Genomic DNA, 15,458 nt, shown 5'->3' with positions numbered 1-15,458 from the left:
GTTCTGCATTGCGCTTGTGCCAGCTTCTGACGACTGCTGAAAGCGTGAAGCAGATGATGAAATATACCAAAGCAAGGAAGCCATAGACCAAAAATACTTCTGAAGTTTTTGTCACTTTTCCGAGAATAACTTGCCCACTTCTTGTGAATTCCATGATCCCCAGTCCGGCAAGGAAAGACGTATCCTTGATGGTTGTGATCACTTGCGACAACAACGAAGGGATGATTTTCTTGAAAGCTTGCGGCAGAATGATGTATCTCAAAGTCTGCATGAATGAGAATCCTTGCGAATGCCCAGCTTCAAACTGCCCTTTCGGAATGGAATTCAAGCCTCCGCGCACGATTTCGGCAACAACGGCCGAGGTGTACAGGAACAGGGCGAAAGAACCTTTCAAGGTGATCGTGCTGCCCGGTATCAAGAAGGAACAGGAAAGCATCCACAACAGCAACGGTGTATTCCGGAAGAGCTCGATGTAGGCACCGGCCAACTTTCCGAACACCTTTTTCTCATAATTACGCAACAGGCCCAACACCGTACCGAAGATGATCGAAAGGATGACGACACCAATCGAAATCAGCAATGCCAGTTTCAAACCTTCCATCATGAACGACACATTCGATGGTGTGAAGACTGTTCTGATCGATTCCATCATTCCATCACCTCCGGAATATCTAAGACAACGTTGACGACAACCGAATCATTGTCTTTCAGTTTTTGCTCGTATTTCCGCGCAAATGTTGCAAGCGGGAAGCAAAGCAGGAAGTAAAGCAAACCGGCTACTGCGTAAGCAGGACCGTAGTTCAGACTTGAAGAAGCATAAGAATCGGCTACATACATCAGGTCCGCTCCGGCAATGATCGCCAATACGGAAGTATTCTTGATCAAGTTGACGGCTTGATTGGTCAAAGGCGGCAAAATGATTTTGACCATCTGCGGTAAAATGACGTAACGCATTGTTTGGATGTAGTTGAAGCCCTCTGAGTAAGCTGCCTCTTCTTGGCCTTTCGGAACAGCGAGGATCCCTGCACGAACGACTTCAGCGATGTAGGCTCCGTGATATATCCCTACACCGACTACCCCGATAGTAAATTCACTCAACACCAAGCCTGCCATGGCAAGCCCGTTATACATGAAGAAGATTTGGATGAGCAACGGGATATTCTGAAACATTTCTACGTATATTCTGGCAACAGAACGAGGCAATCGGCCTTTTGCCGTGGACATGGTCCCCACGACAACCCCGATGACCAAAGCCAGCAATAACGCCAACACAGCGACTAGGAGCGTCCGGATAAATCCGGCTCCAAAGTCGCTGCTGTTTTCAAGAAGGCTTTCCCAACGCCAGAGAGCGAATGGATTGGTACTTCTCATTATTCGCCCAAGCCCCACTCTGTAGTCAATGCATCAAGAGTGCCGTCTTCTCCCCATGCAGTGATTAAGTCATTAACAGACGTTGCCAATTCTGTGTTTGATTTTTTGGTCGCAACACCATAATCTTGTGTAGCAAAACGATCTTTAAGAATTTCAGTAGAGTCATCCAAGTAACCAGCCAAGATAGATCTGTCCACACTGAAAGCATCCACACGGCCAGAATCCAAAGCAGCTTTGATTTCTGGGTAAGTCGCGAATTCTGAATAGCTCAAAGTGATGCCGTATTGTTCAGCTTCAGCAGTAATCGCATCGGCCGTTGTCGAGCTTTGGGCAACCCCTACTGTAGCGCCGTCCATGTCAGCCAATCCTTTGTAACCTTTGTCTTTCTTAACCAAAAGGCCGACTGCATCCACGTAATAAGCATCAGAGAAGTTATACGTTTCTTTACGTTCTTCTGTTACAGTGAAAGTTGCGATGATCATATCCACTTCACCGTTATCCAATAATGGACCACGCGTTTTAGCGGTTACTGGAACCAGTTCAATTGCTTCCGCATCGCCTAAAATTTCTTCAGCGAGTTTCTTAGCGATGTCGATTTCAAAACCTTCAATTTCGTTTGTTTCAGTGTTTCTTAATCCAAAATTCGGTACATCTTCTTTAACGCCGACTTTCAATACGCCAGCTTCTTTGATTGACTCTACAGTCACTTGACCGGAAGCATCCGTTGCAGAACCAGCCGCAGAATCTGCTGTATCCGTAGCGTCACTGCCACACGCACCCAAGAACAATGCAGCTGATAAACATAATGAAACCCATAGATTTTTCTTTTTCATACCCAATTCCTCCTAATAATGTTGTATTCCGAAAAGTTCGGTTATCTTAAAATTTTACCCAGGAATGCTTTCGTCCGCTCATGCGTCGGATTATCGAAGAAGTGCTCCGGAGTGCCTTCCTCTACAATCATGCCATCAGCCATAAATATGACCCGATCGGCAACCTGTCTTGCAAAGCCCATTTCATGCGTCACGACAACCATCGTGATGTTCATGCTGGAAAGTTTGATCATGACGTCCAATACTTCCTGAACCGTTTCAGGATCCAATGCTGAAGTAGGTTCATCGAAAAGAATGATTTTCCGCTGTGAGCAAAGCGCTCTTGCAATCGCAACCCTTTGTTGTTGCCCGCCTGAAAGCGTTGAAGGATAAACATTCGCCTTTTCGCGCAAGCCAACGATATCCAAATATTCGTAAGCCATTTCTTCCGCTTCTTTTTTTGATTTCCCCTGCAGCTTCATAGGGCCGATTGTCAGGTTCCCTAACACTGTCATATGTGGATACAGATTAAATTGTTGAAAAACCATTGCAGAGGAATGGCGCACAATGTCCAACTTGTTTTTAGTTGTGACTTCTTTACCGTCTATAAAAACTTTTCCGTCTGTAGGTTCTTCGAGGAAGTTCATACAACGGACTGTTGTACTCTTACCGGAACCAGAAGGCCCAATAATAACTACTTTTTCCCCTTCGGCAACTTCTAGGTTGATATCCTTCAACACATGGTTGGCGCCGAAATACTTATTTACGTGCTCTAACTTAATCAATTTTGCCTCAACCCCTTTTGTGCTCGTCATCATACTACTATTATTTCAAGAGCATGGATTGGATCCTTATCAAGAAAGGACCGCTTCTTATTATTATACCATTAATCAAAATTATAATGAAAGCATGATTAAAAATCAATTAAATTATTCCGCGAAATTGTTAGATTTCCTAACATGGATTTCCTGTATACTTACTAAATAGTTAAAATAAAGCCTATTTTGTGCCTGTTTTATGAGAAACCCTTCCACAGAAATTACTTCCATAAAAAAAAATCCGCGTAAATGAAACTTTTTTAGAAAAAAAACACCATTCGCTATATATTGAACTATAGACAATATATCAGTAATTCTCATTTCATTTCACTATAATTACTCGAAGCAGTCAAAACGGGCACATTTCAGTATCTCTTTCAGCCATTTTTTGATAAAATGACTGCAGATGAAAATTCCATGATAAAGGGGTACTTACTTTGCCAGAAAAACATAATAAAATCCTTTCTTCCAAAAACTGGGCACCGCATACTCACCAAGCGCTGAATGCTGTCATCGCTGCCTACGGGAACCAAAACAGCTCTTTTGACCCAGCTGACCCTCCTTACGTTGTATTTGATTTCGACAATACCTCCGCCATCATGGATATCGAAGATACCTTGATGCTTTACATGTTGCTGCATTTGGATTATCGTTTAACACCCGATCAATTCCATGCAATTCTGACGGATGGCCTTGAGAATGTCAGCGCGACAGAGGATACGCTCCTTGAAAAGACCAATCCGCTTGCTACGATCGGCAATATCGCTCACGATATCAAATCGGCCTACGCTTGGTTGTATAAGCAATATGAAGGTTTTATGCAAGGTGGGACCCTTTCATTGGAAGAATCTAAAAAAACTTCTTACTATGAAGAATTCGCCGCAAAAATCCGCCTGTTCTACACGGTCATCAACAGCGACTTCAAAAGAAAAGCCGGCTATCCTTGGATGACGTATCTTTTCGCACAACGCACAAGCGAAGACTTGCGCCAATTGGCTTACCAATCCATCTCTTATTGGTTGCAGTTTGGCAAATTCGAACGCGTGACCTTGACGAGTCCGGCTGAATTGCCGAGCAAAGCCGGCGTCATCGTTTCCCATTACGATACAGGATTGGCGTTCCCTACCGAATTGAAGGAACTCTATCACGTCTTGAAGGCGAACGGCATCGTCGTCTACGTCATTTCAGCTTCACCGGCAGATGTCGTCCAGGTCGCCGCAACGCACCCGGACTTCGGTTACGGGTTGGACAACGAGCACGTCATCGGCATGTATTACAAGAAGGATGAGGACGGCCTGATCCAGCCTTGCATGCAGCCTGGCAAAAACATCACCAAAGGCCCCGGCAAAACAGCCGTCATCACGGAGCAACTGATGCCGAAGCACAACGAAAAACAGCCGCTGATGCTCTTTGGGGACAGCACCGGCGACTACGATATGATGGTGGAACTGCAGGACGCCAAACTCTGCGTCCTCTTCAACCGCTACATGAACGATGATACCCAAAAATTGGCGCGCGAAGCTTTCGACACAATCGAGGACTCGAACCCGCGCATCGTTCTGCAAGGACGCGACGAAAACAAAGGCAGCCTGCGCCCTTCCGAAAAGACGATCCTTTTGGGAACCCAAGAAGAAGTATTGATCCACGAAGCGTAAACAAAAGAAGCCTCGGCACAATAAAAATTGTGCGGAGGCTTCTTTTTTGTTTATAAAATGATGCGCGATTCGAATTTTTGATGACAGGTCGGACATTTCACTGTCTTTTTGCCGCGTTTGACAGGCAAACGCAAAGTCGTCCTGCAGTTAGGGCACTTACGGAAACGGGCCACTTTGATTTCCTTGAACCTTCTGAAAAACAGTTTCAGCTTTTTCTGGTTCGGCTGCCACCACTTCAGGAATTTGCGGTTTTCTTCCGCGCGTTTATAGATTTTTTTCGAATAGACCCGGAACAGCGCCAAAAAAATCAAGAGTTGCGCCACGAAGACCAACACACCAAAGTCTGTTATTGCACCCAAAAAGTACAGCACCATCCCCGAAATGATCAACGCATTGTAAAGCTGATCCACGCCGTATCTTCCGCGCATAAAATTCATTATTTTTCTTTTCAATTTTTCCAATTATTTATCCCCTTGTCTGCCAAGCAGCGCAATCATTCCAGTCGTTTGCTTTTATTGCTCTGCTGAATCGGATTTCTCTTTTTCATTATAGCATAGGAATTGCCCGGAATTTCTGAAAAAAATTTATAAAATACGCTCACTTTTTATCGGCTACGATTCACAAAATCAAAATATATACGAAGCAACCTCAAGAATCAATTGAATATTCAACACGGTCAGAAAAATCGTACAGCTCCAGCCTAAGATACTTATCCATAGCGGGTTTTTGAACCGCTCACCCATGATTTTTTTAGAGCTGGTGAAATATACGAGCGGAATCATGGAAACCGGCAAGGCGATGCTCAAAAACACTTGCGAATAAATCAATAATTTATCCAATGCTGCTTCGCTGCCGCCAAAGTAGATTGTACAGGCCAAAACTGGAAGTACAGAAAGCATCCGCGTAATCATGCGGCGTACCCATGCTGGAATCTTCATGTGGATGAAGCCTTCCATAATAACTTGACCCGTCAAAGTCCCCGTTATGGTTGAGTTCTGTCCGGAAGCAAGCAACGCCACAGCAAAAAGTGTGCTTAATACTGGACTGGCCACCGCTCCCGCCATGCTGGAATTCTGCAGACCATCATATAATGAAGAGAATGTACCCAGTTCATCTCCATGACCAAAGAAAAGGGCGCTTCCCAGTACGAGCAGCATACAGTTGATTATGAATGCTGCAGCCAACTGGATATTTGAATCCCAAGTCGTAAACCTAACCGCTTTCGCGATATTTTCCTCATCACTTCGATCATATTTCCTCGTTTGGGAAAGAGACGAATGAAGATAGAGGTTGTGGGGCATGACCGTCGCACCGACAATGCCTAATGCCATCATCAATTGACCATGCTTCAAAATTTGTCTTTGCGGAACGAACCCTTTCAGCATTTCCGGCACATCCGGTTGCGCAAGGATGACTTCATACAGGAAGACAACCATGATCACTGTGATTAATGCAATCACGATCGCTTCTATTTTTCTGAATCCCAACCTCATCAACAGCAAAAGCAATAAAACATCAAAAATAGTCATCAACACACCCGCAACCAGCGGTATGCCGAAAAGTAGATTTAAAGCGATTGCCCCACCAATTACTTCTGCGATATCCGTCGCCATGATAGCCAGCTCGGTCACGATCCAAAGAACAAATCCCAATTTCACCCCGGTATGCTCCCGCGTGGCTTGGGCCAAATCCATTTGTGCAACAATCCCCAACTTAGCAGCCATATATTGAAGAAGCATTGCAATCAAACTGGAAACGAAAATGACTGACATTAATAAATACCCATATTTTGCACCTCCGCCGATTGAGGTGATCCAATTTCCGGGATCCATGTAGCCAACTGCAACTAGAGCTCCCGGCCCGGAGAAAGCCACTAAATTTTTCCAAAAACTATCTGATGCGGGAATGGAAACTGAATCATTGATTTCCTCCAAACTAGCGGCATTCGTATCTTTTGTATACTTTTCATATTCCTTTTCAAATTTCTGTTCCATAATGAACCTCCCGTCTTTCGGCTTACCTAAACTATAATGAAAATACACCTAAAACGTATATTTGTCAATCCTTAAAAACTTCAAATCTATCGTTCTCCACTCCAAATATGAATCTGGCTATGTGTAAGCTAGCAACAAAATTGAAGTGGGATGAGTGCAAAAATAGGGCTGCCTCAAAATGAGACAGCCCCTTCTAGTTCCAATTAATTTTTTGTTGCTTTACGGCGTTCTGACAAGATCGCCACGTTCTCTGCAACTTTTTCCTTAGTCAACGGATAGATGAACCATAGACATAACGCAACGCCTGTGTACCCGATAGCCGGCACGAGTGTAGCCACATCGTAGATGCTGTTAAGAACAGAAGCTTCTTGTGTTGCCGCAGCTGATGCATAACCGATAGCAGCCAGTGCGAAACCGCCCAATCCGCCAGCCAATGCTTGTCCAAGTTTTCTTGAGAAGGAGTAGACGGCGTATACTGTACCGCTATCCGCACTTCCGGTTTTGACTTCTTGGTAGTCGATGATGTCTGTGATGAATGCCCAGATAACAACGTTGAAGTAGTTCATTCCCAGGCTTGCAAGAAATGCCATCGGAAGGAAGACCATTACATTATCCGTATGCATAAAGTACAGGACTGCATATACAACTGCTGAGAAGAACAACGCTACTGTCGCTGATTCTTTTTTACCAAAACGGGAAGCGATTTTATTTGCAAAAGGTGCAATCATCAGCGTACCGATAGTACCAAGGATACCGGCAACAGCCAATGTTTTGGAACTCTTGAAATAATCAGCGTACAGATATGCGTTCATCGTGTTCACCAACAGCATGGACAACAACAGGAAGATCGCTGCAGCGATGATTCCGCCTAGTGCGCGGTTTGTTGACAAGCCTTTGACAAGAACAGCCATTTCTTTACCGAAAGATTGTTTTTCAGTTGCCGGTTTTTGCGGAATCTGTACGCGTTCGATTGTGAAGTGGTAGCAGAATTGGTAAAGCGCAAAAGCTAGAACTGCAAAGATAGCGGCAATGATCGTGAAACGTTCCGGAATAACCACTTGTGCACCGTTCGCATCAGTCGTATAGACGAACAAAGGAACAAAGAATGAGATGAAGATGCTGGCAATGCTGGCGCCCATGCTGCGGAATACAGAAAGTGACGCACGGTCTTCAGGTTTCTCACTGATTACGGATGCCATCGATCCATAAGGGATGTTGATTGCTGTGTAGCAGATGCTTCCCCAGAACAGATACGTAACAAAAATGTAGACGATTTTTGCAGTCATAGACCAGTTTTGAACGACTGATAAGAACATCAGGAAACCGGCGATAACAGCGAATGGTGCTACACGTTTGATCCAAACACGGAAGCGGCCGTCTTTCGAAGGCTTCAGGGTATCAACGAGACGTCCCATCCCCATATCGGTAAAAGCATCGATAATTCGTGCTGACAAGAACAACGTACCTACAACTGCTCCGCTAATTCCTAATACTTTTGTATAGAACAACATCAAGAAAGAACTTGAGAAAATGAAGAACAAGTCATTTGCCATATCCCCCGCCATATAGGCTATTTTATCCAGTAATCCGAATTCCCTTACATTTTTTTTGTCATCGGTTACATTTTGTACTTTATTTGCGCTTGCGTGTTGCATTTCATGACCCCTTTTCTTATATTGATAAATCGACGCCGAACCAGTTGATAAAATGGATGGAAACAATATCACATCGCGATACTCGGTTGCGATTAAAAAACTATAAACGTTTTCAAATGAAACGACGTAACATTTACACACAGAATATACCACGCATTTTTTCCGCTTACAACGGATTTATTATTAACAATTTGTGAACGTTTTTCACGATATCTGTTAGGTTCTTGTTCTGCCAATGATGTAACCGATATCAAAAAGACCGACTATCTGCATGTTAACATGGATAGTCGGTCTGAAAATTAACGCTGTATTTTGACTTTCGTCACAATTGTTTCATTTTTGAAATCCGATAGAAAAAAAGATTCCTTATTATCCTACTATTGAAGAATAAGCTTATTTTTTGATATTACTTCGGATCCAAACCAAGTAAAGAACGAATGCACCCAAAACAACCACAATCGGCCATAAATCTGGAATAAGAAAGCTCCCTGATACAGTTCCCGTCACAAAAAGAACAAGAGCATTTGAACGCTCTCGTCCTTCCTTTTTCTTATTTTTGAAATTATAAATCAATAACGTCGCCGCCCGTCACGCCATAGATTTGGGCGGTAACATAGCTGGCGTTGTTGGATGCTAAGAAGACATAGACATGCGCCAGTTCAATCGGCTGTCCAGGCCTTCCCAACAAGGTTTTCTGCCCGAATTCCGGAAACGCGCCGTCCAGTTGCCCATGATCCAACTGCAACGGCGTCCAGATTGTACCCGGCGTCCCCCCGTTCACACGGATGCCTTTCTTGGTGAATTGTTTCGCCAAACTGATCGTGAAGCTCGCGATTGCGGACTTGGTGGCGGCATAATCCATCAAATGGGTACTCGGATCATAAGCTTGGATTGATATAGTCGTGATTATCGCGCCTCCCACCGGCCTTCTCTATATAATCCGCGACTTCTTCCGCCTCGCGTTCTTCGCCAGGGAAAAATTGAATCGCCACATCGGCAGCATCTTATCTCGCAAAGCGGGAGTGTCTTGATCCTAATCTGCAAATTTTCCAGTATGATACAACTCGCGTGGATCCTTCAAAATAGGTTCAGTCATCTCATTCACTCCTTTGTCTTTGTAATAATAGTCTAATACACTTACTTACACTTTGGAAATGACAAGCCTTTTCAAGAGATGTGATGCCTCTTCCAACCATCATTCTATATAATTTCTTATATATTCTATTGACCCTTATATTCAGTAAGTGTATAATCGCTTATATAAGAAATGTGAAACAAAGCACAATATCAACTCGAATATTCGCTGCTGCCATCCTAGCCGCTTCGATTATTGATGGAGGAAAAAATGAATATTGAACGATTTATTGAAGCCCGTAAAGCGTTGAACCTCTCGCAGATGGAACTGGCAGATGGTATCTGCACCCAAGCTACTTTGAGCCGCTTCGAGAACAATGGGCACGTCCCGAACCTTAAGATTCTGATCAAGCTGTGCAACCGACTGAACCTACCCTTGGGAGAATTGTTCCCTAAAGTAGGCGTCAAGTATACAGAAGCGACAGAAAAAATGAACAAAGCAGAATTCTTTCTGATCACAAGCGAATACGACCAAGCTTCGGACCTGCTGCAGAGCATCTCCGTGAGTGAAATCGAAGAGAACAGCCTGGCACTGCGCTTCCATTATTTGAACGGCTTCATCATGATTGCACAGCAGTTTCCAGTGACGGATGTATTATTCACCTTTGATCAAATCTTGCTGTCTGATGATGTGGACGACGTGGAAATCTATCGCCTGCTGGCTTATACCGGTATCGGCATGGTCTACAGCCGTGAAAAAAAAATGGAAAAGGCAGAGTTTTATTTCAGTAAGGTCCTGGAAAAAATTTACGCTTATCCAATCAACACGATGGAGGATGTATGGCGTGTACTGAATATTGTTTTCCAAAGCGGCACCTTCTATTCCCTCATAAATGAGATTGAGTTGAGCAATGCACTGCTTTCCTATGCTGTTTCCATTTGTTCAGAAAATCACGTGACCTACTATCTTGCCCGCGCAGCCATCCAGTTGGCCAAAAATGCCATCATCCAGGAGAGGTCGCAGCAAGAAGTGCTGGAATTGATCTACGATGCCAGAGCCTATTCAAAAATCAACAAAAACACGATTGCGCTGAAAGAATTGGCGCAGTTGGAAAGCGAGATCCTTTCAGGGAATCCCGCAACAGAATGACACGTTTATCCTCAAGGTGGTGGAAAATATGGAACAAAGAAAGGCAACGGTCCGTCTGATGGGAACGATCATCGATCTGCTTGTGACACACACGCGCCCGGATGTTATTTTGGAGGAGGCAATCCGACGCCTGCGGATATACGAACAACGTTTCAGCGCCAACGATCCAACGTCGGAGCTGATGCAGATCAACCATTTGGCAGGCAAAGCCCCTCTTGCTGTCCATCCTGATTTGTTCCAGTTGATTAAGGTGGGGAAATACCATAGCTTAGCTCCCGGCAGTCATCTGAATATCGCGATTGGACCGTTGGTGCAGACTTGGCGGATCGGTTTCGGTGATGCCAAAGTCCCGAATACCGAAGAGATTCAGCGGCTTCTCGCAATCACAGATCCCAACAAAATCCTCTTGTCCGAGGAGGACCAGACCGTTTTCCTTCAGCAAGAAGGCATGTCCATCGACTTGGGGGCCTTGGCAAAAGGCTATATCGCCGATCTGCTGACGGCATACTTCAAGGAAGCCGGCGTAGCTTCCGCTCTCATCAATTTGGGCGGAAATGTCATCGTGTTCGGACCATCCCAGAATCATGAAGATCCCTATTGGCGCATCGGCATCCAAAACCCACTGCTCCCCCGCGCGCATTATAGCGCGATATTGAAGATTCAGAACCAATCAGCGGTTACCTCCGGTGTATATGAACGGCGGCTTGAAGCCCAAGGCAAGCACTATCACCACATTCTGGACCCCAAAACCGGCTATCCGGCAGAAACGGATGTCATCAGTCTGACTGTTGTCGCCGATGACTCTGTCGATGGGGAAATCTGGACGACCCGCTTGTTCGGCCAACCTGCCGACGTGATCCTTGCCACATTGGACGGGTCAGAAGCAATCGACGGAATCCTGATCATGAAAGACGGCAGCCTCATCTGCTCCAAAGGCTTGAAAAACCGGTTGCAACGTAAACAGCCCGCCTAATCACCTGTTTAAATGAATCATAAAAAAACTAATATTTGGAAGGAAGTATTCATATGAATAAATTAATCGGCCTCGTCGGCACAAATTCAGACCACTCCACCAACCGTATGCTGCTGCAATACATCCAAAAACATTTTTCGGATAAGGCAGACATCGAAATCATCGAAATCAAGGACCTGCCAATCTTCGACAAACCGGTAGACATGCAGATCCCGGCTGAGGCGAAAGCCTTGGCGGAAAAGATCGAAGTAGCTGACGGCGTCATCATCAGCACACCAGAATACGATCACGCAGTTCCCGCTTCCCTGATGAGTGCCTTGAGTTGGTTGTCGTACGGCATCTATCCCTTCGTCGACAAGCCCGTCATGATCACAGGGGCTTCCTATGGCGTACTGGGTTCCTCACGGGCGCAAGCGCATTTGCGTCAAATCTTGGATGCTCCGGAATTGAAAGCCCGCATCATGCCAAGTTCTGAGTTCCTGCTCAGCCATTCTTTGCAGGCTTTCGACGCAGACAACAACCTCAAGAATCCGGATCAGGTCCAAGAACTGGAAGGCTTGTTCGAGGACTTCCTAATGTTTATCAACATCATGAAACAACTATCGCACACACACGCCGCACACGTAAAAGCAGCTGAAAACTTTTCTTGGGAAAATAACTAGAGATCGGAGACAAACATCATGAAATTAGTCGGTATTGTAGGTTCCAACGCGGAAGTATCATATAACCGCATCTTGTTGAAATACATCAAAAAGCAATTCAGCCCCTTGTTCGACCTGGAGATTTTGGAAATCAAGGATATCCCTTTGTTCAATCAGAGTGATGACCAAACAAACAGCGCTGCTGTGCAAAAGTTGAGCCAAAAAATCCTGCAGGCGGACGGCGTCATCATCGCCACTCCTGAACATAACCATACAATCCCTGCAAGCTTGAAGAGTGTACTGGAATGGTTGTCCTTCAAAATCCATCCATTGGAAAACAAACCGGTCATGATCGTGGGAGCTTCCTACTATGACCAAGGCTCTTCCCGTGCCCAACTGCACCTGCGTCAAATTCTCGATGCACCCGGCGTCAATGCCATCGTCCTTCCGGGTAATGAATTTTTGCTGGGAAAAGTCAAAGAGGCCTTCGATGAACAGGAAAATCTGAAAGACAAACGCACCGTCGATTTTCTGGGCAGCTGTCTGGAAAAATTCACCCAATTCATCACGCTGGTCTCTGCTGTTGAAGGACCGAAAAAACCGGTGCTCGAGCCGGAAGACCTGTACGCCACCGGAAAGATCGCAACAACGATTGAAGGCGTCGATAAGGAAGCCGATGACTGGTTGGAACAAGCCGCTGAACTTGTGGGCGCTGTGGAAGGCAACACCTATGTCAAACTGGACCGCGGCTTGTTGACCGTGGATCAACTGAACTACTTCCTGGCTTCGATGCCGATGGAATTGACGTATGCCGACAGCAACAACCAATTCCTCTACTACAACTATACAAAGCCTGCCGAAGAAATGCTCGCTGCGCGCGTGCCCGGCCAAGTCGGCAACCCGCTTTCCAAATGCCATCCGGAGAGAGTGCACAAAGGCGTGGAATGGGTCCTTCAACAATTGCGTTCCGGCACAATGGACGCTTTCCGTGTCAACGTTCCGACGCACGGACCTGACAAGTATGTCGTGCATAACTATGAAGCGCTGCATGACAAAGATGGCAACTATGCCGGCGTCAACGAATACATCCTGGACTTCAAACCGATCATCGACTGGTATCTGACCCAAACCGGCCAAAAACTGATTGGCGATGTCGATGCCGTTTCCAGTGCTTCTGTAAAAGACCATCACAGCGATGACGTCGATGCCGGGACGAGCGCATCGGTTAAAGCATAATCACTGTACAAAGGCCGTTGCAAATATTTTTCGCATAATAAGTTTGAAATAATGAAAAACTGCTTCCCAAGGATGCTTTTTCATCTCCAAAGGCAAAATCTATATATCAAAAAGACCTCACGCTTCAGGCATGAGGTCTTTTTGGACTAAAACTAATTATACTTATTTTAAAGGAATGCAATTTTATCAAGCATCTTTTGGAATTTGGTTATTGAGAAGATTTTGATTACTCTTTTACAAGACTAACCGTAATTTTAGGCGCGCTACGACTATAATTAGGAACTTTCTCAGCGAAATTTTGTAAGTGAGACATTTTATTATGTAACTCAATCGCTTGTGGGTTTTCCCATTTTTCAACCATTACAAAATTATATTCATCTGTAACAGCTTGGTAAAGTTGATAAGATAAGCAGCCTTCTTCTTTCCTGGATGCCTTAATTAGTTCTGAAATTTCATTTAAAAATTGTTGTTTTTGCTCGGGTATAATATAAAATTCTGCATTGATTACTATCATTTCTCCACCTACTTAAAATTAGTTATTTTTTCTGGCGCAAATCTTACGGATTCGTAGCCTTCTTCCATTGCCTTACCGATGGATAAGATCATGACCGGTACGTATCTTTCTTTGTCCAAATCAACCGCTTCTGCCAACTGATCCGCTTCAAATCCTCCGATAGGGTTCGTATCATAGCCATGAGCACGAGCCACAAGCATGAATTGCATCGCCGCCAAACTTGAATCTATTTTTACGACATCGTTCATCTGTTCTTTTGAAAAGTTCTTGTAGTAAGGAATGATGGCGGCTAATTGTTGGTCACGGACTTCGGCGGACATTTTGCCTTGTTCGACAGCTGCCGCGTAGATTTCTTCCCCATACTCGTAGCATTGCATATCGCCGAATATCAGAACCATCGCTGACGAAGTATCATTTTGTCTTGTGTTGAAACGGATCAGCGGTTTTAATTTGGCTTTTGCTTCCTCGCTCTCAACAACCACAAAACGCCAAGGTTGCATGTTTACGGATGAAGGTGTCGTCGTGGCTTCCTGTATCATTTCCAGCATTTCTTCTTGGCTGATTTTAAAATTTTCATCATAAAGACGGATTGATTTTCTTCCGAATACGATATCCGAAAAATCGTTATTGATAAGTTTGTTTGTCATGTTCATAGCCTCTTTCTTTTTATCTTTTCAAGTATAGTTTGTTTAGTAAATTGGATAATTGTTCTGCTTCCTCATCGCTTAATGTCAGCGACAGGGAAGATTTCCCCTGATCATGTTCTTTACCGCAGGCTGCCAAATCTTGGATTGCCTTGTCTGATAATTGAACAAAGATTTCCCTGTTATTCTCTGCGTTCCGATTCCGGATAACATAGCCCTTTTGTTCCAATATTTTCAGATGGCGCGTGATTGCGGCACTGTCTATCTTCATTTCTGTCTGGATCTGATTTTGGGAGCACGTTCCTTTGTCTTTCAGGAACATCAGCATCTCATACCGCGTCAAACTGAAGCCTGTTTCTTTTTCGAACAGCGTATTGATTTCCTGATTTGTGAGCTTGATCTGATAAAGCAGCCTGCTTACTTCTCTCAAGTTCATAGAATTTCACCTCGATTATGCAGATTTTCTTGACTAACCAACAATTGACTCGTCAACTGTTGATTAGTCAATCATAATGCATGATCTGACTTTTGTAAAGTAAGTTGCTTGATAAAGCTGCAATAAAAGTTTTCCAATTTGAACTAGACAAAGAAAAAAGACCCCACTCTTTCGAATTGGACCTCCAAATTTGTAATATAAAAAACATTGTGGATAACTATAGGCCGACACCTTCAAAGTACTGCAAATCGGCTTACTTATTATAAATCTTTGGGCCTTTGCGCATGTTCTTAATGTCATTTTTCGGCGTGTCAATTTGTTTAGACCTTCCGCCACCTTGTTTATTCTTGATTATTTCTAACATTTTTTCTTTTGGATTCACTGTTTACACCGCCTTTGTTAATGGAACACTCCATACTTTCATTCTATTGAATTTATGCCATAAAAAAAGCATCAGCAAAATGCCGATGCTTTTAGGCTGTTAA

15 protein-coding genes and 1 pseudogene are annotated in these 15,458 nt (G+C 44.3%); 5 read left to right on the top strand and 11 right to left on the bottom strand.

Translation table 11 applies throughout. The annotated features are described in order from the left end of the window. The 4 genes from WBM30_RS01065 to WBM30_RS01050 form a co-directional block, all read right to left on the bottom strand. A partial coding sequence (locus WBM30_RS01065; protein WP_424898962.1) for an amino acid ABC transporter permease occupies positions 1-652 on the bottom strand: 652 nt, incomplete at its 3' end. Continuing rightward, positions 649-1,371, bottom strand: coding sequence for an amino acid ABC transporter permease (locus tag WBM30_RS01060; RefSeq protein WP_424898961.1), 723 nt, complete (start codon positions 1,369-1,371; stop codon positions 649-651). The genes WBM30_RS01065 and WBM30_RS01060, both read right to left, overlap by 4 nt. After that, positions 1,371-2,204 (bottom strand): transporter substrate-binding domain-containing protein, encoded by an 834-nt coding sequence (locus WBM30_RS01055; protein WP_424898960.1) that lies wholly within the window; start codon positions 2,202-2,204, stop codon positions 1,371-1,373. Before WBM30_RS01055 ends, WBM30_RS01060 begins: the two co-directional genes overlap by 1 nt. A 41-nt stretch (positions 2,205-2,245) precedes the next feature. Further along, positions 2,246-2,968, bottom strand: a complete 723-nt coding sequence (locus WBM30_RS01050; RefSeq protein ID WP_424898959.1) for an amino acid ABC transporter ATP-binding protein — start codon at positions 2,966-2,968, stop codon at positions 2,246-2,248. A gap of 470 nt (positions 2,969-3,438) precedes the next feature. On the opposite strand from WBM30_RS01050, the gene WBM30_RS01045 reads away from it, so the two are divergent. Continuing rightward, entirely contained in the window at positions 3,439-4,656 is a 1,218-nt protein-coding gene (locus WBM30_RS01045; protein WP_424898958.1) for a haloacid dehalogenase-like hydrolase, read from the top strand. Positions 4,657-4,706: 50 nt separating this feature from the next. On the opposite strand, the gene WBM30_RS01040 is transcribed toward WBM30_RS01045, so the two are convergent. The 4 genes and pseudogenes from WBM30_RS01040 to WBM30_RS01025 form a co-directional block, all read right to left on the bottom strand. After that, positions 4,707-5,117 (bottom strand): zinc finger domain-containing protein, encoded by a 411-nt coding sequence (locus WBM30_RS01040; protein WP_424898957.1) that lies wholly within the window; start codon positions 5,115-5,117, stop codon positions 4,707-4,709. A gap of 165 nt (positions 5,118-5,282) precedes the next feature. Beyond that, on the bottom strand, positions 5,283-6,650 hold the full coding sequence (locus tag WBM30_RS01035; RefSeq protein ID WP_424898956.1) for an Nramp family divalent metal transporter: 1,368 nt from the start codon (positions 6,648-6,650) through the stop codon (positions 5,283-5,285). Between the two features lie 203 nt (positions 6,651-6,853). Further along, entirely contained in the window at positions 6,854-8,305 is a 1,452-nt protein-coding gene (locus WBM30_RS01030) for an MFS transporter (RefSeq protein ID WP_424898955.1), read from the bottom strand. Between the two features lie 562 nt (positions 8,306-8,867). Further along, a pseudogene (locus tag WBM30_RS01025) lies at positions 8,868-9,401 on the bottom strand (SDR family oxidoreductase). 249 nt (positions 9,402-9,650) lie between these two features. Here WBM30_RS01025 and WBM30_RS01020 point away from each other — a divergent pair. Genes WBM30_RS01020 through WBM30_RS01005 form a run of 4 tightly spaced genes read left to right on the top strand, consistent with a single transcriptional unit; the run spans position 9,651 to position 13,379 of the window. Next, positions 9,651-10,529, top strand: coding sequence for a helix-turn-helix domain-containing protein (locus WBM30_RS01020; protein WP_424898954.1), 879 nt, complete (start codon positions 9,651-9,653; stop codon positions 10,527-10,529). Positions 10,530-10,557: 28 nt separating this feature from the next. Continuing rightward, complete coding sequence (locus tag WBM30_RS01015) at positions 10,558-11,502, top strand: FAD:protein FMN transferase (RefSeq protein WP_424898953.1); 945 nt, start codon at positions 10,558-10,560, stop codon at positions 11,500-11,502. Between the two features lie 53 nt (positions 11,503-11,555). Then, positions 11,556-12,164, top strand: coding sequence for an NADPH-dependent FMN reductase (locus WBM30_RS01010; protein WP_424898952.1), 609 nt, complete (start codon positions 11,556-11,558; stop codon positions 12,162-12,164). Between the two features lie 18 nt (positions 12,165-12,182). Further along, positions 12,183-13,379 carry an NAD(P)H-dependent oxidoreductase gene (locus WBM30_RS01005; protein ID WP_424898951.1) on the top strand — a complete coding sequence of 399 codons (1,197 nt, stop codon included), beginning with the start codon at positions 12,183-12,185 and terminating at the stop codon, positions 13,377-13,379. 226 nt (positions 13,380-13,605) lie between these two features. Here the strand turns inward: WBM30_RS01005 and WBM30_RS01000 are convergent, their stop codons facing one another. From WBM30_RS01000 to WBM30_RS00990, 3 genes are read right to left on the bottom strand one after another with little or no spacing between them, the layout of a single operon-like run. Beyond that, on the bottom strand, positions 13,606-13,893 hold the full coding sequence (locus WBM30_RS01000; protein ID WP_424898950.1) for a putative quinol monooxygenase: 288 nt from the start codon (positions 13,891-13,893) through the stop codon (positions 13,606-13,608). Positions 13,894-13,901: 8 nt separating this feature from the next. Then, on the bottom strand, positions 13,902-14,540 hold the full coding sequence (locus WBM30_RS00995) for a nitroreductase family protein (protein ID WP_424898949.1): 639 nt from the start codon (positions 14,538-14,540) through the stop codon (positions 13,902-13,904). A 19-nt stretch (positions 14,541-14,559) separates the two neighbouring features. After that, entirely contained in the window at positions 14,560-14,973 is a 414-nt protein-coding gene (locus WBM30_RS00990) for a MarR family winged helix-turn-helix transcriptional regulator (protein WP_424898948.1), read from the bottom strand. Positions 14,974-15,458 lie beyond the last annotated feature (485 nt).

Origin of the sequence: Trichococcus sp. (assembly GCF_049684335.1) — a bacterium.
Lineage (GTDB): Bacteria > Bacillota > Bacilli > Lactobacillales > Aerococcaceae > Trichococcus.
The sequence above is the reverse complement of the archived record's forward strand: the minus strand, read 5'-3'. Positions and strand labels throughout refer to the sequence as shown.

Coding starts and splice junctions, on each gene's coding strand:
- WBM30_RS01060 (WP_424898961.1), bottom strand. CDS start 1,371: ATGAGAAGTACCAATCCATTCGCTCTCTGGCGTTGGGAAAGCCTTCTT.
- WBM30_RS01055 (WP_424898960.1), bottom strand. CDS start 2,204: ATGAAAAAGAAAAATCTATGGGTTTCATTATGTTTATCAGCTGCATTG.
- WBM30_RS01035 (WP_424898956.1), bottom strand. CDS start 6,650: ATGGAACAGAAATTTGAAAAGGAATATGAAAAGTATACAAAAGATACG.
- WBM30_RS01030 (WP_424898955.1), bottom strand. CDS start 8,305: ATGCAACACGCAAGCGCAAATAAAGTACAAAATGTAACCGATGACAAA.
- WBM30_RS01020 (WP_424898954.1), top strand. CDS start 9,651: ATGAATATTGAACGATTTATTGAAGCCCGTAAAGCGTTGAACCTCTCG.
- WBM30_RS01015 (WP_424898953.1), top strand. CDS start 10,558: ATGGAACAAAGAAAGGCAACGGTCCGTCTGATGGGAACGATCATCGAT.
- WBM30_RS01010 (WP_424898952.1), top strand. CDS start 11,556: ATGAATAAATTAATCGGCCTCGTCGGCACAAATTCAGACCACTCCACC.
- WBM30_RS01005 (WP_424898951.1), top strand. CDS start 12,183: ATGAAATTAGTCGGTATTGTAGGTTCCAACGCGGAAGTATCATATAAC.
- WBM30_RS01000 (WP_424898950.1), bottom strand. CDS start 13,893: ATGATAGTAATCAATGCAGAATTTTATATTATACCCGAGCAAAAACAA.
- WBM30_RS00995 (WP_424898949.1), bottom strand. CDS start 14,540: ATGACAAACAAACTTATCAATAACGATTTTTCGGATATCGTATTCGGA.
- WBM30_RS00990 (WP_424898948.1), bottom strand. CDS start 14,973: ATGAACTTGAGAGAAGTAAGCAGGCTGCTTTATCAGATCAAGCTCACA.